Here is a 26730-nt window from a genome sequence, read left to right as displayed (position 1 = left end):
ATCCGCCGCGCCAACTATCGGTGCGGGAAAGGAGCGCAACATGTCTGAGTCACAGCCCGAAGAGCCACAGCTGTCCAGCGATGACGCTGCCGAACTGGAGCAGCTGCGCCGGGAAGCGTCGATCTTGCGCGAGCAGCTGGAGAATGCCATCGGTCAGGGCACCCCGCGCAGCTCCCGTGATGTCCACCAGCTCGAGGCCCGGATCGATTCGCTGGCGGCCCGCAACGCCAAGCTGATGGACACCCTCAAAGAGGCCCGTCAGCAACTGCTGGCGCTGCGGGAGGAGGTCGACCGTCTCGGCCAGCCGCCCAGTGGCTACGGCGTCCTACTCGGTGCCCACGACGACGACACGGTCGACGTGTTCACCTCGGGACGCAAGATGCGGCTGACGTGCTCGCCGAACATCGACGTGAAGTCGTTGAAGAAGGGCCAGACCCTCCGCCTCAACGAGGCGCTGACGGTGGTCGAGGCCGGCCATTACGAGGCGGTCGGCGAAATCAGCACGCTGCGCGAGATCCTGGCCGACGGCCATCGGGCGCTGGTGGTCGGGCACGCCGACGAGGAGCGCATCGTCTGGCTGGCCGAGCCGCTGGTGGCGGTCGAGGACCTGCCCGCCGACGTGGCCGACGGCCTCGACGACGACCTGCGCCCGCGCAAGCTGCGCCCCGGTGACTCGCTGCTGGTCGACACCAAGGCCGGGTACGCCTTCGAGCGCATCCCCAAGGCCGAGGTCGAGGACCTGGTCCTCGAAGAGGTGCCCGACGTCGCCTACAACGACATCGGTGGTCTGACCCGCCAGATCGAGCAGATCCGCGACGCCGTGGAGCTGCCGTTCCTGCACAAGGAGCTCTACCGGGAATACTCGCTGCGCCCGCCCAAGGGCGTCCTGCTCTACGGTCCGCCCGGCTGCGGCAAGACGCTGATCGCCAAGGCGGTGGCCAACTCGCTGGCCAAGAAGATGGCCGAGGTCCGTGGTGACGACGCCCGGGAGGCGAAGTCCTACTTCCTCAACATCAAGGGCCCCGAGCTGCTGAACAAGTTCGTCGGCGAGACCGAGCGCCACATCCGGCTGATCTTCCAGCGGGCCCGGGAGAAAGCCTCCGAGGGCACCCCGGTGATCGTGTTCTTCGACGAGATGGACTCGATCTTCCGCACCCGCGGCACCGGTGTCAGCTCCGACGTGGAGACCACGGTTGTGCCGCAGCTGCTCTCCGAGATCGACGGTGTCGAAGGCTTGGAGAACGTCATCGTGATCGGCGCCTCCAACCGTGAGGACATGATCGACCCGGCCATCCTGCGGCCCGGCCGCCTGGACGTGAAGATCAAGATCGAACGGCCGGATGCCGAAGCGGCACTGGACATCTTCAGCAAGTACCTCACCGAGGAGCTGCCGGTTCACGCCGACGACCTGGCCGAGTTCGACGGCGACCGCGGGCAGTGCATCAGGGCGATGATCGAGAAGGTCGTCGACCGGATGTACGCCGAGATCGACGACAACCGGTTCTTGGAGGTCACCTACGCCAACGGTGACAAGGAAGTCATGTACTTCAAGGATTTCAACTCCGGGGCGATGATCCAGAACGTCGTCGACCGCGCCAAGAAGTACGCGATCAAATCGGTGCTGGAGACGGGCCAGCGGGGTCTGCGGATCCAGCATCTGCTGGACTCGATCGTCGACGAGTTCGCCGAGAACGAGGACCTGCCCAACACCACCAATCCGGATGACTGGGCGCGGATCTCGGGCAAGAAGGGCGAGCGGATCGTCTACATCCGCACGCTGGTCACGGGCAAGAGTTCGTCGGCCAGCAGGGCCATTGACACCGAGTCGAACCTGGGCCAGTACCTGTAACAGGCGGCACGCCAGAACGGCCCCCCGCACGCTCGGCGTGCCGGGGGCCGTTCTGGCTCTTGGCCTTTAGAACTCCAGCGAGTAGGTGTTGGTCAGATCGTCCTGGGTGACGTGCGCGTCCCGGGTCGTCGTGTCCACGCTCAACCGCTCGGTCAAAACTCGGGTTTCGTACCGCCAGCCCTCCGGGAGGTTCAGCCGGCGTCCCAGCCCGGGCAGGTCTTCCAGCCCCAGGTTGCCGTCGACGATCTGGCTCCAGGTCTGCATTACCCAGCGTTGGCCCTCGGGGTCGACGAGTTCGAAGACCGGGCGGCCGGCATCGAAGTGGAATACGGTGTGACGCGCCACGTAGTTGATGCTGTACGGCGCCGGGTTGTGCGACGCCAGCTGCACGGTGGCCTGTTTGATCATGTCGATGCCGCCGAAGGTCTTGATCTCCTGCTCGCCCTGCGTCACCTTGTCGATGCCGCTCATCAGCCAGTAGCGCGGACCGTTGAGCAGTGCGGCCACGGCGTCGTTCTCCCGCGCCAGCGCCTCGGCGTCGAGCTTGTCCCACAGTTCGGCCGGGCAGTCGTTGAGGGGGAACGTGTTGTACACGGTGGCCTGCGGACCGGACTCGCTGATGTGCACCAGAAGCACCTCGCCATACCGCTTTCCGAACAAATCTCCGGTCTGCTCAACCATTGCGCCCCTCCATGTCCAAGTATGCGTCGCGGCCAGCCAGGCTCACCGCGACGTCAGCGATCAACGGATCAAAGAACCGCTGACGATACAGCGGATCCACGCTTGTGCTCACCGTGAAGTAGAGCCCTGACAAAACCGCTACGAATAGCGAAGTATGCACCACGGTCTGGGGTATCGGCACGTGGATGCCGAACCACGTTCCAGCACAGGGCGGTTCGCCGACCGGGCAATGCTGTTCGCCTGACCAGAGCACGGTCACGTCATCGGGAACCGCGATGGTGCCCAGCGCCAGGAAGAACGCGAACAGACCTGTGGTGAAGAACACCACCTGGATCGCCTGGGACACCACCAGCGGCAGACCGCGGGCCAGGAACCACTCGTGCACGCGACGGACGTCGGACATCCTCAGCCCTTCGGCAGGGTGGAGCGGTAGCGGTTGCGCGCCACCAGGGTCCGCCGCAACTCGTCGATCAACGGCTCGATGAACTGCGCCCGGTAGGCGGTGTCGCTGACCGCCTTCGCGGACAGGTACATGAACGTGATGGCGGCCAGCAGCATGCTGGTCTGCAGCAGCGCGTCGGGCACCGGCAGCGTCATCCCGAGCAGTTGACCGTCGGGCCGCCCGGCGCCGCGGGTCCAGGCGTCCAGCGTCTCCGGGCTCAGGATGATGAGCCCGAACACGACGAAGATGGCGCCGGTCAGCATCGCCACGGTGAGCACCTGGGTCACCTGGGAGGCGGCGACGACGAACACCACGTTGGCACGTTCGATCCGGGACAGCGGCCTGCCGTTCGGTGGGTCGGGTATGCCGGCAAACGGTGTGTCGTCCAGGGTTTCGTCACCCTCGAGCGCTGGGCTGGCATCCGCCAGAATCGGCCCGACCCGGTCCAATGTGTTGGACACCAGGAAGGCGGCCGCGATGAGAACGAGGAAGAGCATTCCCGCCCACAGTCTTTGGCGGCTGATCACCGCCGTCATTTGCCATACCGGACCGTTGAAGAACACCAGGAACGTCAACAGCACCACCGGTAGCGCGCGGACGAACATACCGCCGATCAGCGCCAGGTTGCTGCGCGTGACGTCGAGCATGAAGCCGAGCAACGATCCGGCGCCGCACGCGGTGGCGGCCAGGATGAGGGCGAGGGTGATCGCGGCGCTGACGACATTCACCAGGATCCGGTTGCTGGGCCCGCCGAAGACCATCCCGACGATGACGGCCACCAGCGCGACATTGGCCGCGGTCACCCGGTGCAGCGGGTTCGTCAGGCGCGCGACCAGCCAGCCCGCGAGCCCGGCGGCCGGCAGGACCAGCGCCACCAGTGCCAGGGCCACCCCTTCGGCCAGATCGGGCCGGCCCGGAATGTCGACGGTGTGCTGTCCGGTGACCGCGACGATCGCGATCGAGTTGAGCGCGATGACGGCGTAGGCCGCCAGCGCCGGCGCCGACCGACTCCATACCCGGCTGAGCAGAGCGCGACGGCGGACGACGGTGGGCAGGCCGCGAACCAGGAACCAGTGCTCCGCGGAGTAGCGGTCAGCCGATTGCGAACCCACCACGATTTCCCATCGCCTTGCCTTCCTTGACCACCAGCAGGATGTTGGCCGGGTCACCCACGGAGTCGATGTCGTTGAGGGGATTGCCGCTGACCACAACGAGATCCGCGATCTTGCCCGCTTCGACCGAGCCGAGGGTGTCCTCGACACCGCAGAGCGCCGCAGAGGTCAGCGTGCCTGCGACGATCGCCTGCATCGGGGTCAGTCCGCCGAACTTCACCAGCAGGCCCAGCTCGCGGAGATTGGTTCCGTGATCGGGGGACAGGCCGGCATCGGTGCCCACCGCGATCCTGATACCGGCGGCCGCCGATGCTGCAATCGAATCATGCGCCATCGCATGCCATTTCGCGCTCTTGGCGGCGCCCTGCGGCGACGCCGTCACCTCTTTCATGGTTTCCAGCAGGGTGGGCACCAGGAATGTGCCCTGCTCGACCATCTGGTGGCGCAGGTCGTCGTCGAGCTGGTAACCGTGCTCGATGCTATGCACACCGGCCTCGACCGCCGCTCTGATGCCCGCGTAGCCGATCGCGTGGGCCGCCACCGGACGGCCGCCGTAATGGTGGCCCTCCTCGACCACCGCCGCGATCAGCTCCCGCCGCATCCCGAGCCAGGTCGGGTCGTCGTTGGGCGACGACACGCCTCCGCTGGAGGCGACCTTGATGACATCGACACCGGCGCGCAGCAGTTCGCGGGCCCGCAGCCGGGCGGCGTCGACGCTGTCGACCAGGTAGGCGCCGATGAAACCGCCCAGGTCGATACCCGAGGGCAGGTGGAAATCGGCGTGCCCGCCGGTCTGGCTGAGCATGTTGACCGCGACGAGCAGCCGGGGACCCGTGATCAGTCCGTCGGCGACGGCTTCCCGCACGCCGGTGTCGATCCCCATCAGGTCCCGGGCGGTGGTCACCCCGTTTTCCAGGGTCACCCGCAGCCGCTCGATCAGCTCGAAGTAGCCGTAGGACGGTGGTTTGAGCGCCTTCTCCAGTGGGCTGCCGCTGGAGCCGGGCAGACCGAAGTGCACGTGACAGTCGAAGAAGCCGGGGCACAGGGTGTGCCCGCCGAGATCGATGCGCACCGCACCGGCCGCCGCCGGGGCATCGGATTCCGGGCCGGCCCAGGAGATACGGTCGCCGTCGACCACGACTGCGGCGCGGTCGACCGGCGCGGCGCCGGTTCCGTCGATCAGCGTGGTGTTGTGCAGGACGTAGGTCGTCATCGTGCTGCCCACTCCACCAATTCCCTCGGCCAGGCGCAATCGCCCACGCCGCTGCGACTCCCGCACAACCGGCGATCGGCGTCCCGTTAGGCTTAGCGCATGCAACGGATTATCGGGACCGAGGTCGAGTACGGCATCTCCTCGCCGTCCGACCCGACCGCCAATCCGATCCTGACCTCGACGCAGGCGGTACTGGCCTACGCCGCGGCAGCCGGGATCCAGCGGGCCAAACGCACCCGCTGGGACTACGAGGTGGAATCCCCGCTGCGCGATGCCCGCGGCTTCGACCTGAGCCGCGCGTCGGGGCCGCCACCGATCGTCGACGCCGACGAGGTCGGTGCCGCCAACATGATCCTCACCAACGGTGCGCGGCTCTATGTCGACCACGCCCACCCGGAGTATTCGGCACCGGAGGTGACCGATCCGATGGACGCGGTGATCTGGGACAAGGCCGGCGAGCGGGTGATGGAGGCCGCGGCGCGGCATGTGGCCAGCGTGCCCGGCGCCGCCAAGCTGCAGCTGTACAAGAACAACGTCGACGGCAAGGGCGCCTCGTACGGCACCCACGAGAACTATCTGATGAGTCGCCAGACGCCGTTCTCCGCGGTGATCTCGGGGCTGACGCCGTTCATGGTGTCCCGGCAGGTCGTGACGGGGTCGGGCCGGGTGGGCATCGGGCCCTCCGGTGACGAGCCGGGCTTCCAGCTGTCGCAGCGCGCCGACTACATCGAGGTCGAGGTCGGCCTGGAGACCACGCTCAAACGCGGCATCATCAACACCCGCGACGAGCCGCACGCCGACGCCGACAAGTACCGCCGGCTGCACGTCATCATCGGTGACGCCAACCTGGCCGAGACCTCGACCTATCTCAAGGTCGGCACCACCTCGCTGGTCCTCGATCTGATCGAGGAAGGGCCCCAGCACGGGTTGGACCTCTCGGATCTGGCGCTGGCCCGCCCGGTGCACGCGGTGCACGTCATCAGCCGGGACCCGTCCCTGCGGGCCACTGTGGCACTGGCCGACGGCCGAGAGCTGACCGCGCTGGCCCTGCAGCGCATCTACCTGGATCGGGTGGCCAAACTGGTCGACGCCCGCGACCCGGACCCGCGGGCATCGCATGTCGTCGAGACCTGGGCTCACGTGCTGGACCTGCTCGAACGCGATCCGATGGAATGCGCCGAGCTGCTCGACTGGCCGGCCAAGCTGCGCCTCCTCGAAGGTTTCCGCAATAGGGAGAACCTCGGCTGGTCGGCGCCGCGACTGCACCTGGTCGACCTGCAGTACTCCGACGTGCGGCTCGACAAGGGCCTGTACAACCGTCTGGTGGCGCGCGGCTCGATGAAACGCCTGGTCACCGAGCAGCAGGTACTCGACGCGGTGGACAATCCGCCCACCGACACCCGGGCCTACTTCCGGGGCGAATGCCTGCGCCGATTCGGTGCCGATATCGCCGCGGCGAGCTGGGACTCGGTGATCTTCGACCTCGGCGGCGACTCACTGGTCCGGATCCCGACGCTGGAACCGCTGCGCGGCAGCAAGGCCCATGTCGGTGCTTTGCTGGATTCGGTCGACAGCGCCGCCGAACTCGTGGAACAACTCACGACCTGACGATCGTTAGACCGAGCAATACCGGCCTCGACCGGTAGTGTGGAAGAACCGGCGGCCCGTACCGGATGGCACGACAAGGCCGTCGATGACGAGCAGGAGGCAGCGATGGCTCAAGAGCAGACCAAGCGTGGTGGCGGCGGCGGCGAGGACGACGACCTCTCCGGCAATGCTGCCGGCGGGCAGGAGCGTCGCGACAAGCTCGCCGAGGAGACCGACGATCTGCTGGATGAGATCGATGACGTCCTCGAGGAGAACGCTGAGGACTTCGTCCGCGCATACGTCCAAAAGGGCGGACAGTGACCTGGCCGTTCTCTGATCGCCTGGCCCCTAGTTCACCCCTGACGGATCTGTCCTCGTTCTCCGAGTTCCTCCGTCACCAAGCTCCGCAGTTGCTGCCCACGGCAGGCACCGTCGGTGCGCCCGCGCCCGGCGAGGCCCTGCCGCACGGCACCACGATCGTCGCGCTGCGCTATCCCGGTGGGGTGCTGATCGCCGGTGATCGCCGTTCGACGCAGGGGCACATGATCGCCGGGCGTGACGTCCAGAAGGTCTACATCACCGACGATTACACCGCGACCGGTATCGCGGGCACCGCGGCGATCGCCGTCGAGTTCGCCCGGCTCTACGCAGTGGAACTCGAGCACTACGAGAAGGTCGAAGGCGTGCCGCTGACCTTCCGCGGCAAGGTCAATCGACTGTCGACCATGGTGCGCGGCAATCTCGGGGCGGCGCTGCAGGGTTTCGTGGCGCTACCGCTGCTGGTCGGCTATGACCTCGATGACCCGGATCCGTCGGCGGCCGGTCGCATCGTGTCCTTCGACGCCGCGGGTGGCTGGCATATCGAGGAGGAGGGCTACCAATCGGTGGGCTCCGGATCGATCTTCGCGAAGTCCTCGATCAAGAAGCTCTACGGCGGTGTGACGGACGCGGATTCGGCGCTGAAGGCCGCCGTCGAGGCGCTCTACGACGCCGCCGACGACGACTCCGCCACCGGCGGGCCGGATCTGGTGCGCGGGATCTTCCCGACGGCCGTCACCATCGAGGCCGACGGCGCACTCGAGGTGACGGAGGACCGGATCTCCCGGCTGGCTCGTGAGGTGATCGAAAAGCGTTCTGCGACCAACACATTCGGCCCCGGTAAGGGTCCGAGCAACGAAGCACCGCGGGTGGATTAGTGAGCTTCCCATATTTCATCTCGCCCGAACAGGCGATGCGCGAGCGTTCGGAGCTCGCGCGCAAGGGCATTTCCCGGGGGCGCAGCGTCGTCGTACTCACCTACGACTCCGGCGTGCTGTTCGTCGCTGAGAACCCGTCGCGGTCACTGCAGAAGGTCAGCGAGCTCTACGACCGGGTGGGCTTCGCGGCCGTCGGCCGGTTCAACGAGTTCGACAACCTGCGCCGCGGCGGCATCCAGTTCGCCGACACCCGCGGCTACGCCTATGACCGCCGCGACGTCACCGGCCGGCAGCTGGCCAACGTCTACGCCCAGACCCTGGGCACCATCTTCACCGAGCAGGCCAAGCCCTACGAGGTGGAGTTGTGCGTGGCCGAGGTGGCCCACTACGGCGAGACGAAAGCTCCTGAGCTGTACCGGATCACCTACGACGGGTCGATCGCCGACGAGCCGCATTTCGTCGTCATGGGCGGCACCACGGACCCAATCATCGCCGCGCTCAAGGAGACCTACTCGGAGAACGCCGAGTTGGCCGGTGCGGTCAAGATCGCGGTCGGCGCGCTGCGGGCTGGCATCTCGAGTGCGAGCACCAACGCCACCCCGCCTGCCGAGCCGCGGGTGTTGGGCCCGTCCACCCTGGAGGTGGCGGTCCTGGACGCCAAGCGGCCGCGCCGGGCGTTCCGCCGGATCACCGGTGCTGCGCTGGAAGCCCTTCTGCCCAAGGCTGATTCGGGATCTGCGGCTGAGCAGGACGCCGCCGCCGACTAGGCCAACCGGATGTGGTCCCGGTCGCCGGTGATCACCGCCAGGATGTTGCGCCACGCGTCGGAGGGCTCGTTGAGCACGTCGCTGTGGGTCGACGGTCCGATCATCGGCCAGCCGGTGAGTCGTCGGCCGGCGGCCAGCGGTATGACGCCGGGCATCTCGTCGGGATCGGCACCGTGCGGCCCGAACGGAATGCCTTGTACCGCACTGATCAGATCCCCGGGCGCGGTCATGCTGAACCGCAGGACATCCGGGTTGCGGTTGTGCCAGTCCGCCGGGCTGTGCACGCCGACGCCGGCCCCGGCGGCCTCGACGTAGAGCACCCGGTCAGCGGTCAGACCCATCCGCTCGGCGGTGCCCACGATCGAACCGCCGTAGGAATGCCCGATGACCGTCACCGGGACATCCCCGGCGCGGCGTTCCACATCTTCGCTGAAGGCCACCAGTCGCGGCGCCATCGCCACCGCATAGCCCGGGTCGGCAGCGTCGGCAATCCCGGCGAGCAGCGGGCCGGTCGGGAACGGCCCGCCCAGATAGCTGATCATCGCCACCGCACCACCGGAGCCCGCCACGAACCGTCGGGCGGTCGCCACGTCGTCGGCGGCGCCGTCGAACGTGGTGTTGAGCCCGGGTACCAGTACGGCGATCGCGGTGGCGCGGGACAGGTCACCGGACAGTTCGATCAGCGATGCCCGGTCCGGGTCGAAAGCCAGGATCTGGCGGGGGATCCGCCGCTGCGGATCCAGCGGGTCGGGGATGTCGGCGAGAAGTGTTTCGTAGTAGGCGATCCGTGCGCCGGCGGCGCGGTCGTGACCGGCGATCGCGGCATCGCGCATCACCGGGTCGGTGTGCAGAACCGCCCAGAGCCGTTCGGCGTCAGCGGGATTCAGGGTGGGGGAGATGGCCGCGCGCAGCTTGTCCTCGACGGGGCGGTCCAGGGTGCGCCGCTGGTCGAGGATCGCGGTGGCGATGTTGATGCGGTTGGCGGCGACCCTCATCTCCCACGGCACACCATCGGTATTGCCCACCTCGTGGGGGCGTTGCTCGATCAGTGCGGTCCGCTCGGCAGGGGACAGCGTGGCGAGCTGGCCGGCGATCCGGTCCTGGCTCAGCGTGGGCCAGCCACCCACATCGGGTCCCGCGACACCGGCGGGGCGGACGGCAGCCGGCCCGGGCGTGATGTCGAAGGCTGCGTCGATGGCTCGCGCCGCATCGGTGTCGGCCACCCCGAGGCGGTCCAGGCTGTCCTGCAGCTGCCGGGTCAGTTCGGCGCATCGCGCGTCGAGCATCGTCATCGCCGCCGCCGGTGACCCGCCGCTGCAGGCCACGAGTAGCTCCGGGGGGCTCGACGGCGCCCGAACGGCGCCGTCCTCGCTCACCGAACAACCCTCCGCCTGTGCCGCGGCAAGTGCGCCCAGGACCTGGTCCCGTGCTGCGGCCAGCGTCAGCGCGCCGTCGCGTGCCTGTGCAGCGGCCAGGATCAACGCCCGGCACAGCAGCCGAAGTCCCGCGGCGGCGGGTATGGCTGCCGATAGGGCGGCATCCGCCGCCGAACCCGCCCACGAGGTGGTGTGCGCCGCCTGGTCGAGTGTGTCGGCGTGGCCCTGCAGCATCCCGGCGGCCCGGTCCCATTCGTCGGCGAGGTCGGTGAGCCGCTCGGGCTGCCAGCTCACCGCCTGAGCGATGGTCAGCCTGTTCACTGCACCCGCAGGCCTTCGATGTGGTCCCGCTCGGCGGCGGTGAACTCGTCGATGCAGCGCCGGGCTGCCGCCACCCATCGGTTTGCCGTCTGCGCGTGCCGATGCACCTCAGCGGTGGCCCGCCGGGGCGCGGCCGAGGCGGCGAGGGCCGAACCGGTCAGTCCGCTGACCTCGGCGATGGACAGCTCCGACAGTGCCGTCGCGCAATGCGCAACCCGGTCGGCCAAGGCTGCCAGTGCGGTGGCGTCGAGGCCGACGGAGGTGGGCATGGCTCATGCTCACACCAGCCGGTCGCGGAGGTTTTCGGCGATCCACAGGGCAATCCGCATCGACCCGAGCAGGTTTGGCTGACGGCTTGCGCACCGCAACCGCATGACAACCAGTACGCTCGATGGTGTGCAGCGAAGGATCATGGGCATCGAAACGGAATTCGGTGTCACCTGCACGTTCCACGGCCATCGTCGGCTCAGTCCGGACGAGGTCGCCCGGTATCTGTTCCGTCGGGTGGTGTCGTGGGGCCGCAGCTCGAACGTATTCCTGCGCAACGGCGCGCGCCTCTACCTGGATGTCGGCAGTCATCCGGAGTACGCCACCGCCGAATGCGACAACCTGGTGCAGCTGGTCACTCATGACCGCGCCGGCGAGCGGGTGCTCGAAGACCTGCTCATCGATGCCGAGCAGCGGCTGGCCGACGAGGGCATCGGCGGCGACATCTACCTGTTCAAGAACAACACCGACTCGGCGGGCAACTCCTACGGTTGCCACGAGAACTACCTGATCGTGCGGGCCGGGGAATTCTCCCGGATCTCCGACGTGCTGCTGCCGTTCCTGGTGACCCGTCAGCTCATCTGCGGGGCGGGCAAGGTGCTGCAGACGCCAAAGGCGGCGACTTTCTGCCTGTCGCAGCGCGCCGAGCACATCTGGGAAGGTGTCTCCAGCGCCACGACCCGCTCGCGTCCCATCATCAACACCCGTGACGAGCCGCACGCCGATGCCGAGAAATACCGTCGGCTGCACGTGATCGTCGGTGACTCCAACATGTGCGAGGCCACCACCATGCTCAAGGTGGGCACGGCGTCGCTGGTGCTGGAGATGATCGAGGCCGGGGTGGCGTTCCGGGACTTCTCACTGGACAACCCGATTCGGGCCATCCGCGAGGTCAGCCATGACCTCACCGGCCGTCGACCGGTGCGGCTGGCGGGCGGGCGGCAAGCCAGCGCCCTGGACATCCAGCGCGAGTACTTCACCCGCGCAGTGGAATACCTGCAGACGCGCGAGCCCAATACTCAGATCGACCAGGTGATCGACCTGTGGGGCCGTCAGCTCGACGCGGTGGAGAGCCAGGACTTCGCCAAGGTGGACACCGAGATCGACTGGGTGATCAAGCGCAAGCTGTTCCAGCGCTATCAGGACCGCTACAACATGGAGCTGTCCGACCCGAAGATCAGTCAGCTCGATCTGGCCTACCACGACATCAAGCGCGGCCGCGGCGTCTTCGACCTGCTGCAGCGCAAGGGCCTGGCGGCCCGGATCACCACCGACGAGGAGATCGAAGCCGCCGTCGACACCCCGCCGCAGACCACCCGGGCCAAGCTGCGCGGTGAGTTCATCAGCGCGGCGCAGGAGGCCGGCCGGGACTTCACCGTCGACTGGGTGCATCTCAAGCTGAACGACCAGGCCCAGCGCACGGTGCTGTGCAAGGATCCGTTCCGGTCGGTCGACGAGCGGGTGAAGCGGCTCATCGCCAGCATGTAGGTCGCCCGCGGCCGGGACCTACAGCTCGTCGCGGCTGTGCCACCCACCCCAACTGTCACCGGCGCCCCAACTGTCACCGCCCCAAAGTGCCACTACCGTTGCCCGCCTTCCAGCGACTCTTGCGGTCGAGTGCGGACCAACCCGGCCCAGGGCGCCAGAGTCGCTGGAAGGCGGGCACCGGTATCGTCCGCGCCGCCAGGGGCTGCTGTGGCTCCTGTGACTGCGGTGGTCCGCGCGCCGCACTGCTGACCGGCCGTTTCCCGCTAAGGTTGGGCGAGTGGCGACATCCAAGGTCGAGCGGCTGATGAATCTCGTCATCGCCCTGCTGTCCACGCATGGCTACATCACCGCCGAACGGATCCGCGAGAGCGTCGCTGGATATGCCGACAGCCCCAGCGACGAGGCGTTCTCCCGGATGTTCGAGCGCGACAAGAACGAATTGCGCGACCTCGGCATCCCGTTGGAGACCGGACGGGTCTCCGCATTCGACCCCGCCGAGGGCTACCGGATCAATCGCAATGCCTACGCGCTGCCCGACATCGAACTCACCGCCGAAGAGGCCGCGGCCGTCGCCGTCGCGGTTCAGCTGTGGGAGTCGCCCGAGTTGATCACCGCAACCCAGGGCGCCCTGCTGAAATTGCGGGCCGCCGGTGTGGACGTCGACCCCGATGCGGCGGTCGCGATCACCACCGCGGCCGGCCCGGCCGGTCTGCGCGGCACCGAGGATGTCCTGGGAATCCTGTTGTCCGCCATCAATTCCGGGCAGCCGGTACGGTTCCGGCACCGGCCGCTCCCGACCGAGCCCTACGCGGTGCGCACGGTCGAACCGTGGGGTGTGGTCACCGCCCGGGGACGCTGGTATCTGGTCGGGCATGACCGGGACCGCGACGCCACCCGCACGTTCCGGCTGTCCCGGATCGGCGCCGATATCGACACCGTCGGACCGCCCGGATCGGTCGTCCGGCCCGACGGCGTCGATCTGCGCGCCATTGTCGAGAGGGCGATCGGCGAGGCCCCCTCCGGACTGAAGGCCACGGTCTGGGTGGCCGACGGCCGGGCCACCGCGCTGCGCCGGGCCGGGTCGTCGACGGGGCCGCGGACCATCGGCGGGCGTGCCGGTGAGGTCCTCGAACTCGACCTCGGCACCCGGGACCGGCTGGCCCGGGAGATCGCCGGATACGGGGCCGACGCCCTGGTACTCGAGCCGGCCGCCCTCCGCGAGGACGTGGTGGCACGACTGACGGCGAAGGCGGATCGCGCGTGACTCCCGTCTCCACCCGCCTGGTGCGGCTGCTCAACATGGTGCCGTACCTCAAGGCCAACCCGCAGGTCACCTATGCCGAGGCCGCCGCGGATCTCGGTGTTACCCGCAAGCAGCTGCAGCAGGACCTGGACCAGCTGTGGATGTGCGGGTTGCCCGGTTACGGGCCCGGTGACCTGATCGACTTCGAGTTCTCCGGCGACACCATCAACGTGACCTTCACCGCCGGTGTCGACGCACCGCTGCGGCTCACCTCACCGGAAGCCACCGGCCTTCTCGTCGCGCTGCGCGCCCTGGTCGACATCCCGGGCGTCGTCGACCCCGAGGCGGCGCGCAGCGCCATCGCCAAGATCGAATCCGCCGCGGGCACCATCGGTCACGATCAGACCCATGCCGCGGCCGCCGTCGACGAACAGGCGCCGATCGAGAGCGACGCCGCCGCCGCGGTGCGCTCGGCCGTCCGTGGCGGCCGCGCGCTGAGCATCGAGTACTACTCGGCGTCCCGGGACATGTTGTCCACCCGGATCGTCGACCCGATCCGGGTGGTTCTGGTGGCCGACCACAGCTACCTGGAGGCGTGGTCGCGCGAAGCCGACGGGGTGCGGCTGTTCCGCTTCGACCGCATCGTCGACGCGCACGTGCTCGACGAACCCGCCGCACCACCGGAGCCGGCACTGCAGGCCCCGCCGGATACCTCGTTGTTCGACGCCGATCCGGCGCTGCCGTCGGCCACCCTGCTGGTCTCGCCGACGTCGTCGTGGATGCTCGAGTACTACCCGATGCGGGTCGGCAAGCAGCTGCCGGACGGTTCCTATGAGGCACAGATGACCTACGCCTCCGACGAGTGGATGACGCGGCTGGTCCTGGGTTTCGGCCCGGACGTGCGGGTGTTGGAACCGCAGTCCCTGGTGGCACGGGTGACCGAGGCGGCGAACGCGGCCCTGGCGGCCTACCGTGAGCTGACCGGCTGAATCCGCGGCCCACCTCGCGGCGGGGCAGGTGGGGTAGCATCGAACAGACATCTGGAGGTGACCAAATTGGGTGCTCTACAACCGTGGCACTGGCTGATCCTTATCGCCGTGGTCGTGCTGCTTTTCGGGTCGAAGCGGTTGCCTGATGCTGCGCGCTCGCTGGGCAAGTCCATGCGCATCTTCAAGTCCGAGGTCAAGGAACTGCAGAACGAGAGCAAGGCGGAGACCCCGGTCGCGCCCGCGCAGCCTGCCACTCACGTGCAGTCCGAGCGCGTCGAAGCTCCGGTGACGCCGCCGCCCGCGCCGAACCCGACCGACGCCCGACCGGCCTGAACCGACCGCGATCCGGCGCCCCGGCGCCCGTAGTCAGACGCTGCCGTGCGCACTCCTAAGTTCATGTCGCGGCTCGATCCGCGACAGCGTCGAAGCCGCACCAATCCCGACGGGACCATGTCCCTCGTCGACCACATCCGCGAGCTTCGGACCCGCCTGCTCATCTCGATGGGTGCCGTCGCCGTCACCACGATCTTCGGTTTCATCTGGTACAGCCATGGCTTCTTCGGCGTGGAAAGCCTGGGTGAGTGGTTGCGCGAACCGTACTGCTCGCTGCCGCCCTCGGCGCGTGCCGACATCAGTGCCGACGGCGGGTGCCGGCTGCTGGCCACCGCGCCGTTCGACCAGTTCATGCTGCGGCTCAAGGTCGGCATGACGGCGGGCATCGTGCTGGCCTGCCCGGTCTGGCTGCACCAGCTGTGGTCGTTCATCACCCCCGGGCTGTACAAGAACGAGCGCCGCTTCGCCGCCGCGTTCGTCACGGTGGCCGCGGTGCTGTTCGTCGCCGGTGCCGTGCTGGCCTACATCGTGCTGTCGAAGGCACTGCACTTCCTGCTCACCGTCGGCAACGACGTCCAGGTCACCGCGCTCTCCGGTGACCGGTACTTCGGGTTCCTGATCAATCTGCTGCTGGTGTTCGGTGTCAGTTTCGAATTCCCGCTGCTGATCATCATGCTGAACGTGGTCGGTGTGCTGCACTACGAGAAGCTCAGGACATGGCGGCGCGGTCTGATCTTCGGGGTGTTCGTCTTCGCCGCCTTCGCCACGCCGGGCTCCGATCCGTTCTCGATGCTGGCCCTGGGTCTGGCGTTGTCGTTGCTGATGGAGCTGGCCATCCAGGTCACCCGATTCCACGACCGGCGCAAGGCCAAACGCGAAGCCGCCGCGGCGGCGGCGATTCCCGATGACCAGGCCGCGCCCATCGAGGCCCCGGAGCCGGTGGCCGCACCCGCACAGCTCGGGGCGCAGCATGACGACATCACCTGAGTCCCCGGGGACCGGCCTCGCCGAGTTCGCCGAGCTGCTGACGTTTCGGCTCGACCCGTTCCAGATCCAGGCGTGTGAGGCTCTCGAACGCGGTCACGGCGTGCTGGTCTGTGCGCCCACCGGTGCGGGTAAGACCGTCGTGGGCGAGTTCGCCGTCCATCTCGCTCTGGCCGCGGGGCGAAAGTGCTTCTACACCACGCCCATCAAGGCGTTGAGCAATCAGAAGCACAACGACTTGGTGGCCCGGTATGGGCCGGAGCGCATCGGCCTGCTCACAGGTGACCAGTCGGTCAATGGTGACGCGCCGGTGGTGGTGATGACCACCGAGGTACTGCGCAACATGCTCTACGCCGGTAGTGAAGCATTGCGCGCGCTGTCCTTTGTCGTCATGGACGAGGTGCACTTCCTGGCCGACCGGATGCGCGGTGCGGTGTGGGAAGAGGTCATCCTGCATCTGCCCGAGGACGTGCGCCTGGTCAGCCTGTCGGCGACGGTCAGCAACGCCGAGGAGTTCGGCGGCTGGATCCAGACGGTGCGCGGTGACACCACCGTCGTCGTCGACGAGCACCGGCCGGTGCCGCTGTGGCAGCACGTCCTGGTGGGCAAGCGGCTGTTCGATCTCTTCGACTACTCGGGCCATAAGGGCGCCGGCGGCAAACAGCATCTCGTCGACCCCGAGCTGATCCGGCACATCGCCCACCGGCGCGAGGCGGACCGCTTGGCCGACTGGCAGCCGAGGCACCGCGGTCGGGGCCGCCCCGGCGCCGGCCCGGGCCTGCACCGGCCGCCGGCCCGGCCGGAGGTCATCGCCGCCCTGGACCGCGAGGGTCTGCTGCCGGCAATCACCTTCATCTTCTCCCGGGCCGGCTGCGACGCCGCCGTCAAACAATGCCTGCGCAGTCCGCTGCGGCTGACCACCGACGCCGATCGGGCCAGGATCGCCGAGATCGTCGACCGGCGCTGCGCCGACCTGGCCGAGGCTGACCTCGCCGTCCTGGACTACTACGAATGGCGTGAAGGTCTGCTGCGCGGCCTGGCCGCCCACCACGCCGGCATGCTGCCGATCTTCCGGCACACCGTGGAGGAGCTCTTCACCGCTGGCCTGGTCAAGGCGGTCTTCGCCACCGAGACCCTGGCGTTGGGCATCAACATGCCCGCCCGCACCGTCGTGCTGGAGAAGCTGGTCAAGTTCAACGGTGAGCAGCACATGCCGCTCACGCCGGGGGAGTACACCCAGCTGACCGGGCGGGCCGGGCGCCGCGGGATCGACGTGGAGGGCCACGCCGTCGTCCTGTGGACCCCGGATGTCGAGCCGGCCGAAGTCGCCGGTCTCGCCTCGACCCGTACCTTCCCGTTGAAGAGTTCGTTCGCGCCGTCCTACAACATGACCATCAACCTGGTGAGTCAGATGGGTCCGGAACAGGCTCGCCAGCTTCTCGAGCGGTCGTTCGCCCAGTACCAGGCCGACCGTTCGGTGGTCGGGATGGTGCGCGGGCTGGAGCGCGGCGAGAAGATGCTCGACGGCATTGCGGCTGAACTGGATTGGGACCGGCGCGCCAAGCCGGTTCCGGAACCCGCCGTCCTCGATTACGTGCGATTGCGCGCCCGGATCAGCGAGCGGGAACGCGCCCAGTCCCGGGCATCTCGGCTGCAGCGCAGGCAGGTGGCCAACGATTCGCTGGCCGCGCTGCGCCGCGGCGACATCATCAACATCACCCAGGGCCGGCGCGGGGGGCTGGCCGTGGTGCTCGAGGCGGCCAACGACGCCGACGACCCCCGCCCGCTGGTGCTGACCGAAGATCGTTGGGCGGGAAGGATTTCCTCGTCCGATTACCCGTCGGCCGCTGCCCCGATCGGCTCGATGTCGCTGCCCAAACGGGTGGAGCACCGCCAGCCGCGGGTACGCCGCGACCTGGCGTCTGCCCTGCGGTCGGCGGCGGCGGGCCTGGTGGTCCCGCCAGGCCGGCGGCGGCGCGGCGGCGGTGAGGATCCCGATATCGACCCGGAACTGATCGCGCTGCGTGAGCAGATGCGCAACCACCCGGTGCATCGACTCGCCGACCGCGAGGCCAAGGTTCGCATCGGCGAGCGCTATCTACGGGTGGAGCGTGACAACGAGCAGATCCGCAAGAAGGTCAACGCGGCCACCCATTCCCTGGCGCGCACGTTCGACCGGATCGTGGGGCTGCTGACCGAGCGCGGATTTATTGACAGTGCGCAAGACCCACGGGTGACCGCAGACGGCAGATTGCTGGCCCGGATCTACAGCGAGAGCGACCTGCTGGTGGCCGAGTGCCTGCGCAAGGGCGTGTGGAACACGCTGCAACCCGCCGAGTTGGCCGCGGTGCTCTCGGCCATGGTCTACGAATCCCGCGGCGGGGACGGCCCCACCCAGGCCGTCGACATGCCGACGCCCGCGGTGCGCCGGGCCCTGGTGGAGACCCGCAGGTTGTCCGGGCAGTTGCGCTCGGACGAGAACCGGCACCGGATCAGCCCGTCGCGGGAACCCGACGAGGGATTCGTCGCGGCGGTGTACCGCTGGGCCACCACCGGCAACCTGGCCGCCGCGCTCGATGCCTCCGATATCGCGGGCACCGGCTCACCGATGTCGGCGGGGGATTTCGTGCGCTGGTGTCGCCAGGTGCTCGACCTGCTCGACCAGGTTCGCAACGCCGGACCCGAGGCCGCGCTGCGCAGCGCCGCGAAACGCGCCATCGACGACGTCCGGCGCGGCGTCGTTGCTGTTGATAGCGGGTAGGGTGATGCAAACGCTACGGTGGGAGCGGCGAATCGCTACCAGACCAAGGAGAGACGATGAGCGGACCGCAGGGATCTGACCCCAACCCCTGGCAGGCTCAGCAGCCCGCCCAGGGTGAGGATCAGCCTGCCCCCAGCTCGGAGCAGCCGCAGTCCGCGGCGCCGTCCTGGCAGTCTCCGGCCAGCCCGGAGCCGCAGGCGACTGAAACGCCGGCCTGGCAGCCCAGCGGCGAGACCCCGGCGTGGCAGCCGCCGCCGGCCTACAACCCGCAGCAGCAATACCCGCAGTACGGCCAGCCTCAGCCGGCCTACCCGCAGCAGCCCTACCAGCAGCCCACCGAGTACAACCCCGCCGCCTACGGCCAGCCGGGTCAGTACGCGCAGCCGCCGTACGGTCAGCCGCAATATGGCCAGCCCCAGTACGGGCAGCCGCAGTACGGCCAGTACCCCCAGCAGCCGGGCCAGCCCGGTCAGCCGGGCCAGCCCGGTCAGCCGGGCCAGCCCGGTCAGTACGCTCCGTATCCGCAGCCGGGCGCGGAGGAGGGCGCGAAGAAGTCGACCGCAACGATCGGCATCATTCTCGGCGTCCTGGCCGCGATCATCGTGGCAGTGGTGCTGGTCCTCGGGTTCTGGAAGCCCGGCTTCTTCGTCACCACGAAACTGGACATCAACAAGGCTCAGCAGGGTGTTCAGCAGATCCTGACCGACGAGACCAACGGGTACGGCGCCAAGAACGTCAAGGACGTCAAGTGCAACAACGGTCAGAACCCGACCGTCAAGAAGGGCGACACCTTCACCTGCGAGGTCAGCATCGACGGCACCAAGCGTCAGGTGACGGTGACCTTCCAGGACGACAAGGGCACCTACGAGGTCGGCAGGCCCAAGTAGTTCGATGAATTGACGCACCCGCAGCCCAATTACGCTGTGCGGCAATAACACTCCTGGATAGGCAATAATGCCGATCCGGCATCTGGGCTGCGTCTCGGTGCTACCGTCAGCGCAGAGCCCCTAGAGCGGAGTGCCCTGATGAGCAGTGCGGCGCAGCGTGCGGAACAACTGGCCCTGATCTCGCGGCTCAAGACCACCTTCCCCGAGGTGTCAGAGTGGCCGATGCCCGACGAGGTGGACAGCCGGCACTACTGGGCCTACCAGAAGACGGTGCACGACGTCGGCGGTGAACTTCAGGTGCCGCTGCCCTACCAGAACAAGCAAGAAGAGCAGTGGGAGCTGATGACCTACGTGCTCTGCGAGGTTCTCGGCTGGCGGGGTATCTGGGTGTCCGAGGAGCGACGCCGCATCGGCAACGTCGATGTGGGCCGGGCCATCTATCTCGGACTGCCGTACTACAGCCGTTGGTTGTGGGCCGTCGGTCGGGTGCTCATCGAGAAGGGCTACATCAGCTGGGGTGAGCTCACCGACCGGCTCGCCGAGGTGCAGCAGCGCTACGCCGGCGGATTGAACGGACGGCTGCCCGACGCGGAGGCGAAATTCGAGGGCGACGGCAGTGCGGTCCGTCGCAACACGCACCATCGCGAGGCGGTTGGCATCGGGGATCCGCAGATCTACGCCGGTAAGGCCGGGCCGGCGAAGTTCGCGGTCGGCGACCGCGTCCTGGTGCGTGACCTGCCTGCCATGTTCTACACCCGCACCCCGGAGTACTGCCGCGGCGCCCACGGCGTGATCGCCGAGGTCACCTACGAGAGCCCGGCGCCCGAGGACGAGGCGTGGGACCGCGAGGACGCCGCACCGGAGTGGTTCTACATCGTCCGGTTCAAACAGCGCGACCTGTGGGACACCTACACCGGACCTGCTACCGACACCCTGCAGACCGAGATTCCCGAGCGCTGGCTGCAGGCCGTCTGAGAAGGAGTGCACCCGACTCATGTCTGACCACGGGCACGACCACGACCATGATCACGACCGGACGGTCAAACCGATGGTCGACGAGATCACCGATTTCGAGGTCCTCGAGATCGCCCTACGTGAATTGTGCATCGAGAAGGGACTTTTCACCGCCGCCGAGCATCGCGTCTTCACCGAGTACGCCGAACAGATCGGTCCCATCCCGGCGGCGCAACTGGTGGCCAGGGCGTGGCTGGAGCCGGAGTTCAAGAGGCTCGCGTTGACCGATGCGGTTGCCGCCGCCAAAGAGGTCGGGGTGGACTGGCTGGATCCCACCGGGTTCGGCACTCCCAGTGATTTCGTGGCGTTCAAGATCCTCGAGGACACCCCCACCGTGCACAACGTGATCGTGTGCGCGCTGTGCTCCTGCTATCCCAGACCGATCCTCGGCAACTCCCCGGAGTGGTACCGAACACCCAATTATCGGCGCCGCCTGGTGCGCTGGCCGCGACAGGTGTTGAGCGAGTTCGGTTTACAGCTGCCCGACGAGGTCGAGGTGCGAGTGGAGGACTCCAACCAGAAGCACCGCTTCATGGTGATGCCGATGCGTCCGGAGGGTACCGACGGCTGGTCGCAGGACCAGCTTGCCGAGATCATCACCAGGGACTGCCTCATCGGTGTCGCCCTGCCGACCCCGGGTGTCACCAACAACGTCTACACCGCCGCACGCCAAGCCGTGCGGCCGATCGTCGAGTCATGACCGGCGACGAGTTCGTCGTCCTCGACGAGATCGCGGCGCGCAAGCAAGTCTGGCCGGTGATGGCGGCCAAGTACGGTGTCGAGAATCCGCTGCCACCGTGGAAGACCAGTCTGGACGGCCTGTGCGACGTTCTCGACAACTCCTGCACCGCAACCGATCTCGGCTTCAAGCAGCGGCGAGACGAAGAGGACGAGCTGTCGGCCACTCGGTACGCCGACCTGCCCTATCCGGAGAACCAGTTGGTAGCCCTTGCGCATTCGCTGATGGCGCGCGGTGTCATCGACGAAGTCGAACTGCGGCAGCGGCTGGCCACGGTGCGGGCCCGTCTGGAGGCGCGCTAGCGGGCGGCCCCGACGAAGGGGATCGACGCTGGCGCTGCCTGGGTGCTGGGCCCGTCGAACAGGCCACGCTCGCGCAGGATCGGCACCACACCCTCGCCGAACCAGAACAGCTCCTCCAGGTGCGGGTAGCCCGAGAAGATGAACTCGTCGATACCGGCCTGCGCGTACTCGGCGATCCGGTCGGCTACCTCGGTGTGGCTGCCCACCAGCGCGGTTCCGGCTCCGCCGCGGACCAGACCGACGCCGGCCCACAGGTTGGGGGCGATCTCCAGGCGGCGGGCGTCATGCCAGGAGCCGTCGGCGCGGTTGGCCTCGTGCAGGGCCAGCATGCGCCGCTGCCCTTCGGACTGGCTGCGCGCCAGCCCGGCCTGCGTCGAGCGCACAGTCTCCTCGTCGAGGGCGGCCACCAGCTTGTCCGCCTGTGCCCACGCTTCGTCGGCATCGTCGCGGGAGATGGTGTGCAGTCGGATCCCGAATCGCACCGTCCGGCCCTCGTCGGCGGCCAGCCTGCGGATCCACTCGATCTTCTCCCGTACTGCGGCGGGTGGCTCACCCCAGGTCAGGTAAACATTGGCGTGCCGTGCCGCGATCGGTCCCGCGGCCGCCGAGCTGCCACCGAAGTACAGCGGCGGAACGGGGTTCGGCAGCGTGGCCAGGCTGGCCTCCTCGACGCTGACGTAGCGGCCGCCGGTGGTCACCGTCTCGCCGCGCCAGAGCCGGGTGACGATGTCCAGGAATTCGTCGGCGCGCGCGTAGCGGGCGTCCTTGTCGAGATGATCGCCGAAGGCCCGCTGCTCGTGGGCTTCTCCGCCGACGACCACGTTGAGCAGGATCCGTCCGGGGGCGTGCCGGGCGAAGGTCGCGGCCATCTGGGCCGACAGCGTCGGACTCACCAGGCCGGGCCGGAAGGCCACCAGGAAGGCCAGCGAGGTGGTCTCGCGGGCCAGCAGGGCTGCGGTGATGAACGCGTCCTCGCACCAGGCCCCGGTCGGGATCAACGCCCCGGTGAAGCCGAAGGTCTCGGCCGCGCGCACGATCGAAGCGAGGTAGTCGATGGAAGCGTCGCGGTCGCTGTGCGCGGCGCCCGCCGGGATGCCATGGCCGCCCCCGACGATCAGCCGGCTGTCGCCGTAGGTGGGCAGGAACCAGTGCAGTGCGATCGACATACTCCGCAGATTAGGCAATCGCCGCAGGCGGCCGACGGAACCGGCACTGCGGTACCGGCCGCCAGCTGCGGCCATGGTTTTCTTCGACCTGATTCCAAGCGCCGCAGTCAGCCGGGTAGTGCGTCCAAAGCCTTCTGCAGCCGGGCGATCGACGAGCCCACCCCGTAGGTCTTGGCGAGCTCGGCTACCCGCTGCGGATCGGCTGCGGTCAGCGGTAGTGCGTCGTCCGAGGTGGACAGTTCGACGGGGGCGTCGCGGGCCACCGCCACCACGGGGCCGGCTGCCGTGATGTAGTCGGTTGCTGCCAGAATCTTGGCGCGAAACGCCTTGGGCAGCTTGGATTTCGGATCATCGGCGGCGTCCAGGATGGCCGCCAGCGACCCGTACTGCGACAGCATGGTGGCGGCGGTCTTCTCGCCGACGCCCGGTACGCCGGGCAGTCCGTCGGACGGATCACCGCGCAGCAGAGCCAGTTCGGCGTATGCCGGCCCCGCGCGGTGGGCTGGCACCCCGTACTTCTCGGCCACCTCGGTGGGCCCGAACGTCACCGCATTGGACAGACCCCGGCCCAGATACAGCACCCGCACCGCCACCGGGTCGTCGGCCACCAACTGCAGCAGATCCCGGTCGCCGCTGACCACCACCACGGGGTCACGGCGTTCGGCCGTGGCCAGGGTGCCCAGCACGTCATCGGCCTCGAATCCGGCGGCTCCGGCGGTGGTGATGCCGAATGCGTCGAGCAGCTCCATGATCATGTCGACCTGAGGGGTCAGCTCGTCGGGCACCTCCTCGACATCCGGCTCTTCGCTCGGACTCTCTTCTGCCACCCGGTGTGCCTTGTACGACGGGATCGCGTCGACCCGGAACTGCGGGCGCCAGTCCAGGTCCAGGCACACCGCCAGCCGTCCTGGCCGCTCCCGGGTGACCAGGGTGGCCACGCTGTCGAGGAAGCCGCGCACGGCATTCACCGGCCGTCCGTCCGGCGCGGTGATCGATGACGGCACGCCGAAGAAGGAGCGGAACCACATGCTGGCTCCGTCGAGCAGCAACACCGGACCGGACATCAGTTCTGGATCCTGATCACGGTGTGATCGTATGCCCGCGGCTAATCTTGCCGGTATGAGCGCCAGCCGTTTTCCGTCCGAGGTGTATGCCCGCAGGCTCGAGGCCGCCGCCGCCGCGGCATCCGGGGCGGGTCTGGCCGGCCTGGTCGTCACACCGGGGTATGACCTGCGCTACCTGCTCGGCTCCCGGGCACAGACCTTCGAACGCCTGACTGCGCTGGTGGTCCCGGCCGCGGGTACGCCGATCGTGGTGCTGCCCCGATTGGAGCTGGCCTCACTCAAGGAGTCTGCCGCCGCCGATCTCGGTCTGACGGTGCAGGACTGGGTGGATGGCGAGAATCCCTACGACCTGGTGGCCGACGCCCTCGGCGGACACGCCCGCGCCGCGGTCACCGACTCGATGCCCGCGCTGCACCTGCTGCCGCTGGCCCAGCGGTTGGGCGCGGTGCCGGTGCTGGCCACCGATGTGCTGCGGGAGCTGCGGATGCACAAGGATCCCGCCGAGATCGACGCGCTGCGCACCGCCGGTGCCGCGATCGACCGGGTGCACGCCCGGGTGCCGGAGTTCCTCAAACCCGGTCGCACCGAGGCTGACGTTGCCGCCGATATTGCCGAAGCCATTGTCGCCGAAGGGCATTCGGAAGTGGCGTTCATCATCGTCGGCTCCGGGCCCAACGGCGCCGACCCGCACCATGAATGCTCCGATCGGGTGTTGCAGGACGGCGACATCGTCGTCGTCGACATCGGCGGCCCGGTGGAGCCGGGCTACAACTCCGACTGCACCCGGACCTACAGCATCGGGGAGCCGAGCGCGCAGATCGCCGAGCAGTACGCCCTGCTGCAGCAGGCACAGGCCGCCGGGGTGGCCGCGGTGCGGCCGGGGGTGACCGCGCAGGAGGTCGACGCAGCCGCCCGCGACGTGCTGGAACAGGCGGGGCTGGCCGAGTATTTCGTGCACCGCACCGGGCACGGCATCGGGCTGTCGGTGCACGAGGAGCCCTACATCGTCGCGGGCAACGACCTGCCGCTGGCCGAGGGGATGGCGTTCTCGGTGGAGCCGGGCATCTACTTCCCGGGCCATTGGGGCGCGCGCATCGAGGACATCGTCATCGTCACCGCCGACGGCGCGCTGTCGGTGAACGGTCAGCCGCACGACCTCGTGGTGGTGGGACCCTAGAGGTCGAGCACGACGTCCTGGGTCGGCTGTGCGCAGCAGATCAGCGCAGTGCCGGCGGCCGGGGAATCCAGCGGTTCCGGGTCGTAGCGCACCGCCCCGGCCAGCAGTGGCGTCTCGCAGGTATGGCATACGCCGGTGCGGCACGCCCATCGGGTGGGCACCTCACACGCCTCGGCGAAGTCCAGCATCGACGGGTAGTCCTCGCCCCAGCGCGCGGTGATCCCGCTGCGCGCAAACGACACCAGCGGTCCCGTCCCGGGCACGCCGGCCGGTTGGTGGGGGACGGCTACTTCCGGGCGGACCACCACACCGGGGTTGAGCGCTGCACCGGCGCCGAACGTCTCGGATCTGATCCGGCTGGGCTCCAGCCCGCAGTCCACCAGAGCACGCCGCATGGCGGTCATGAAATCGGCGGGTCCGCACACGTAGGCATCGGCGTCCGACGGCAGGCCGAGCTGATCCAGCATCGTGGCCGACAGTCGCCCCGCCACGTCGAAGTCGACTGCCGGTCGGTCTTCCGGTCCCGGCCTGCTGTAGGCAGTGTGCCGATGGGCACCGGGAAGCCGGTTCAGTAGTTCTCGGGTTTCGGCGGCGAACGGGTGCTGGGCGCCGTCGCGGGATCCGTGCACCCACCACACCGGCCGCTCAGGTTGCTGGGCGGCGATCTGGTGCAGCATCGAGAGCACCGGCGTCGCCCCGACGCCGGCGCTGACGAGCACGACCGGGCCCGCACCGTCGCGCAGGACGAAGGTTCCGCGTGGGGCGGCCGTCTCGACCTCGTCGCCGACACCGACCGCCGTGGCGATGAAACCGCTTGCCACACCGTATGGTTCGCGCTTGACACTGATCCGGTATCGGTCCGAACCGGGAGAATTGGACAGTGAGTAGGTGCGCACCACCGGAGTGCTCTGGCCATCCGGCCGAAGTCTCACCGTGATCGATTGTCCGGCGCGCCATCCCGGCAGCCGCGCTCCGTCGCCGGCTCCCAGCGTCACAGACCGGACATCGCGGCTTTCCTGATGCACCTCGGTGATCGTCAACGACCGGAATCCTGACCAGGCCGGCGCAGGCGCGGATGTCCCGGTGAGGCCGACGTTTCCCGTTGCGCTGCCGTCGGATTCTTCGGCCATTGCCCGCAGTGACGTCTGCCATCCGGGGCTCAGCGCCGGAATCCGCAGCGCACGGTTCAGCGTGGCCCGGGAGTGGCCCGGCAGGTACAACAAGGCGTCCAGCTCGGCAACGCTCACGCGTTCCGGACCGCTGCCGACCTTGATGATCTCTTGGCCGGCCTCGACGTCCGCCTCGGTGATGACACGCAGGTAGAAGCCCGGCCGTCGGTGGGCCACCAGCAGCGCGGCCATGCGTGGTTCGCCCAGACGCAGCCCGACGCGGTAACAGGTGACCCGCGGCTGGGTCACCTCGAAGACGGCCTCCCCGATGCGGTAGCGATCGCCGATGCACACGTCGTCGTCGGGAAGACCATCGACGGTGAAGTTCTCGCCGAAGTGCCCGTAGGTCAGGTCGTCTCGGCCCAGGAACTGCGCCCAGTGCCGGTAGGAGTCCACTTGGTAGACCAGGACCGCGCGCTGCTCGCCGCCATGGCCGGCGAGGTCGCCCTGTCCGTCCCCGTCGACGTTGAGGCGGCGGACCATCCGCGGGCCCTGGACCGTCGATTTCCACGCCCCGGTGTGAACCGTGTGGTCATTCCAGGCAACATCGCGGGGGAGTCCGACGTTGACGGCCACGAGGTGGGCCACGGTGCGAGCCTACCT

The 26730-nt window shown here is 68.4% G+C and carries 24 protein-coding genes and 1 pseudogene; 16 read left to right on the top strand and 9 right to left on the bottom strand.

Annotated elements, in window-relative coordinates:
• Positions 1-40 precede the first annotated feature (40 nt).
• Positions 41-1849, top strand: a complete 1809-nt coding sequence (gene arc, locus G6N35_RS08515) for a proteasome ATPase (RefSeq protein ID WP_163803858.1) — start codon at positions 41-43, stop codon at positions 1847-1849.
• 66 nt (positions 1850-1915) lie between these two features.
• Here arc and G6N35_RS08510 read toward each other — a convergent pair whose 3' ends face one another.
• The 4 genes and pseudogenes from G6N35_RS08510 to G6N35_RS08495 form a co-directional block, all read right to left on the bottom strand.
• The gene (locus G6N35_RS08510; RefSeq protein WP_163803857.1) at positions 1916-2530 is read right to left on the bottom strand and encodes a hypothetical protein; all 615 of its coding nucleotides are present in this window, start codon (positions 2528-2530) and stop codon (positions 1916-1918) included.
• Positions 2523-2882, bottom strand: a pseudogene (locus G6N35_RS08505) (hypothetical protein); the annotation flags it as partial. The gene G6N35_RS08510 and the pseudogene G6N35_RS08505, both read right to left, overlap by 8 nt.
• Positions 2883-2935: 53 nt before the next feature.
• Positions 2936-4084 (bottom strand): hypothetical protein, encoded by a 1149-nt coding sequence (locus G6N35_RS08500; protein ID WP_163803856.1) that lies wholly within the window; start codon positions 4082-4084, stop codon positions 2936-2938.
• On the bottom strand, positions 4065-5297 hold the full coding sequence (locus G6N35_RS08495; protein ID WP_163803855.1) for a metal-dependent hydrolase family protein: 1233 nt from the start codon (positions 5295-5297) through the stop codon (positions 4065-4067). The genes G6N35_RS08500 and G6N35_RS08495 overlap by 20 nt, the downstream gene beginning before the upstream one ends.
• 99 nt (positions 5298-5396) lie before the next feature.
• Here G6N35_RS08495 and dop point away from each other — a divergent pair, with 99 nt between their 5' ends.
• The 4 genes from dop (at position 5397) to prcA (ending at position 8847) form a co-directional block, all read left to right on the top strand.
• Positions 5397-6905, top strand: a complete 1509-nt coding sequence (dop, locus tag G6N35_RS08490; protein ID WP_163803854.1) for a depupylase/deamidase Dop — start codon at positions 5397-5399, stop codon at positions 6903-6905.
• Positions 6906-7010: 105 nt separating this feature from the next.
• Positions 7011-7205 carry a ubiquitin-like protein Pup gene (locus G6N35_RS08485; protein ID WP_099247286.1) on the top strand — a complete coding sequence of 65 codons (195 nt, stop codon included), beginning with the start codon at positions 7011-7013 and terminating at the stop codon, positions 7203-7205.
• A complete protein-coding gene (gene prcB / locus G6N35_RS08480; protein ID WP_163803853.1) occupies positions 7202-8080 on the top strand; it encodes a proteasome subunit beta in 879 nt (292 codons plus the stop codon). The genes G6N35_RS08485 and prcB overlap by 4 nt, the downstream gene beginning before the upstream one ends.
• Entirely contained in the window at positions 8080-8847 is a 768-nt protein-coding gene (gene prcA, locus G6N35_RS08475) for a proteasome subunit alpha (RefSeq protein ID WP_163803852.1), read from the top strand. Before prcB ends, prcA begins: the two co-directional genes overlap by 1 nt.
• On the opposite strand, the gene G6N35_RS08470 is transcribed toward prcA, so the two are convergent.
• On the bottom strand, positions 8844-10544 hold the full coding sequence (locus G6N35_RS08470; RefSeq protein WP_246224253.1) for an alpha/beta hydrolase: 1701 nt from the start codon (positions 10542-10544) through the stop codon (positions 8844-8846). The two genes, prcA and G6N35_RS08470, sit on opposite strands and share 4 nt — an antisense overlap.
• Positions 10541-10813: a DUF7162 family protein gene (locus G6N35_RS08465; RefSeq protein ID WP_163803851.1), complete on the bottom strand. Its 273-nt coding sequence runs from the start codon at positions 10811-10813 to the stop codon at positions 10541-10543. The genes G6N35_RS08470 and G6N35_RS08465 overlap by 4 nt, the downstream gene beginning before the upstream one ends.
• A gap of 127 nt (positions 10814-10940) precedes the next feature.
• Here G6N35_RS08465 and pafA point away from each other — a divergent pair, with 127 nt between their 5' ends.
• From pafA to G6N35_RS08415, 10 genes are all read left to right on the top strand, one after another.
• On the top strand, positions 10941-12299 hold the full coding sequence (gene pafA, locus G6N35_RS08460) for a Pup--protein ligase (protein WP_179967451.1): 1359 nt from the start codon (positions 10941-10943) through the stop codon (positions 12297-12299).
• Between the two features lie 277 nt (positions 12300-12576).
• Positions 12577-13563: a helix-turn-helix transcriptional regulator gene (locus G6N35_RS08455; protein ID WP_163803850.1), complete on the top strand. Its 987-nt coding sequence runs from the start codon at positions 12577-12579 to the stop codon at positions 13561-13563.
• Entirely contained in the window at positions 13560-14531 is a 972-nt protein-coding gene (locus G6N35_RS08450) for a helix-turn-helix transcriptional regulator (RefSeq protein WP_163803849.1), read from the top strand. Before G6N35_RS08455 ends, G6N35_RS08450 begins: the two co-directional genes overlap by 4 nt.
• Positions 14532-14597: 66 nt before the next feature.
• On the top strand, positions 14598-14864 hold the full coding sequence (gene tatA / locus G6N35_RS08445; RefSeq protein ID WP_163803848.1) for a Sec-independent protein translocase subunit TatA: 267 nt from the start codon (positions 14598-14600) through the stop codon (positions 14862-14864).
• Between the two features lie 63 nt (positions 14865-14927).
• Positions 14928-15851: a twin-arginine translocase subunit TatC gene (tatC, locus tag G6N35_RS08440; protein WP_163803847.1), complete on the top strand. Its 924-nt coding sequence runs from the start codon at positions 14928-14930 to the stop codon at positions 15849-15851.
• The gene (locus tag G6N35_RS08435; protein WP_163803846.1) at positions 15835-18609 is read left to right on the top strand and encodes a DEAD/DEAH box helicase; all 2775 of its coding nucleotides are present in this window, start codon (positions 15835-15837) and stop codon (positions 18607-18609) included. Before tatC ends, G6N35_RS08435 begins: the two co-directional genes overlap by 17 nt.
• Positions 18610-18665: 56 nt before the next feature.
• Positions 18666-19496 carry a DUF4333 domain-containing protein gene (locus G6N35_RS08430; protein WP_163803845.1) on the top strand — a complete coding sequence of 277 codons (831 nt, stop codon included), beginning with the start codon at positions 18666-18668 and terminating at the stop codon, positions 19494-19496.
• A 138-nt stretch (positions 19497-19634) separates the two neighbouring features.
• Positions 19635-20471, top strand: a complete 837-nt coding sequence (locus G6N35_RS08425; protein ID WP_163803844.1) for an SH3-like domain-containing protein — start codon at positions 19635-19637, stop codon at positions 20469-20471.
• 19 nt (positions 20472-20490) lie between these two features.
• Positions 20491-21210, top strand: a complete 720-nt coding sequence (scnC, locus tag G6N35_RS08420) for a thiocyanate hydrolase subunit gamma (RefSeq protein WP_163803843.1) — start codon at positions 20491-20493, stop codon at positions 21208-21210.
• On the top strand, positions 21207-21551 hold the full coding sequence (locus G6N35_RS08415) for a thiocyanate hydrolase (protein WP_163803842.1): 345 nt from the start codon (positions 21207-21209) through the stop codon (positions 21549-21551). The genes scnC and G6N35_RS08415 overlap by 4 nt, the downstream gene beginning before the upstream one ends.
• On the opposite strand, the gene G6N35_RS08410 is transcribed toward G6N35_RS08415, so the two are convergent.
• A complete protein-coding gene (locus tag G6N35_RS08410; RefSeq protein ID WP_163803841.1) occupies positions 21548-22717 on the bottom strand; it encodes an LLM class flavin-dependent oxidoreductase in 1170 nt (389 codons plus the stop codon). The two genes, G6N35_RS08415 and G6N35_RS08410, sit on opposite strands and share 4 nt — an antisense overlap.
• Positions 22718-22824: 107 nt before the next feature.
• A complete protein-coding gene (locus tag G6N35_RS08405) occupies positions 22825-23781 on the bottom strand; it encodes a 5'-3' exonuclease (RefSeq protein WP_163803840.1) in 957 nt (318 codons plus the stop codon).
• A gap of 55 nt (positions 23782-23836) precedes the next feature.
• On the opposite strand from G6N35_RS08405, the gene G6N35_RS08400 reads away from it, so the two are divergent.
• A complete protein-coding gene (locus G6N35_RS08400) occupies positions 23837-24958 on the top strand; it encodes a M24 family metallopeptidase (RefSeq protein WP_163803839.1) in 1122 nt (373 codons plus the stop codon).
• Here G6N35_RS08400 and G6N35_RS08395 read toward each other — a convergent pair.
• Positions 24955-26715 carry an MOSC and FAD-binding oxidoreductase domain-containing protein gene (locus G6N35_RS08395; protein ID WP_163803838.1) on the bottom strand — a complete coding sequence of 587 codons (1761 nt, stop codon included), beginning with the start codon at positions 26713-26715 and terminating at the stop codon, positions 24955-24957. The genes G6N35_RS08400 and G6N35_RS08395 overlap by 4 nt on opposite strands.
• Positions 26716-26730: the final 15 nt, after the last annotated feature.

The organism is Mycolicibacterium anyangense (assembly GCF_010731855.1).
GTDB lineage: Bacteria > Actinomycetota > Actinomycetes > Mycobacteriales > Mycobacteriaceae > Mycobacterium > Mycobacterium anyangense.
Note: the sequence above shows the minus strand (reverse complement) of the source record. Positions and strands in the feature narration are given on the sequence as shown.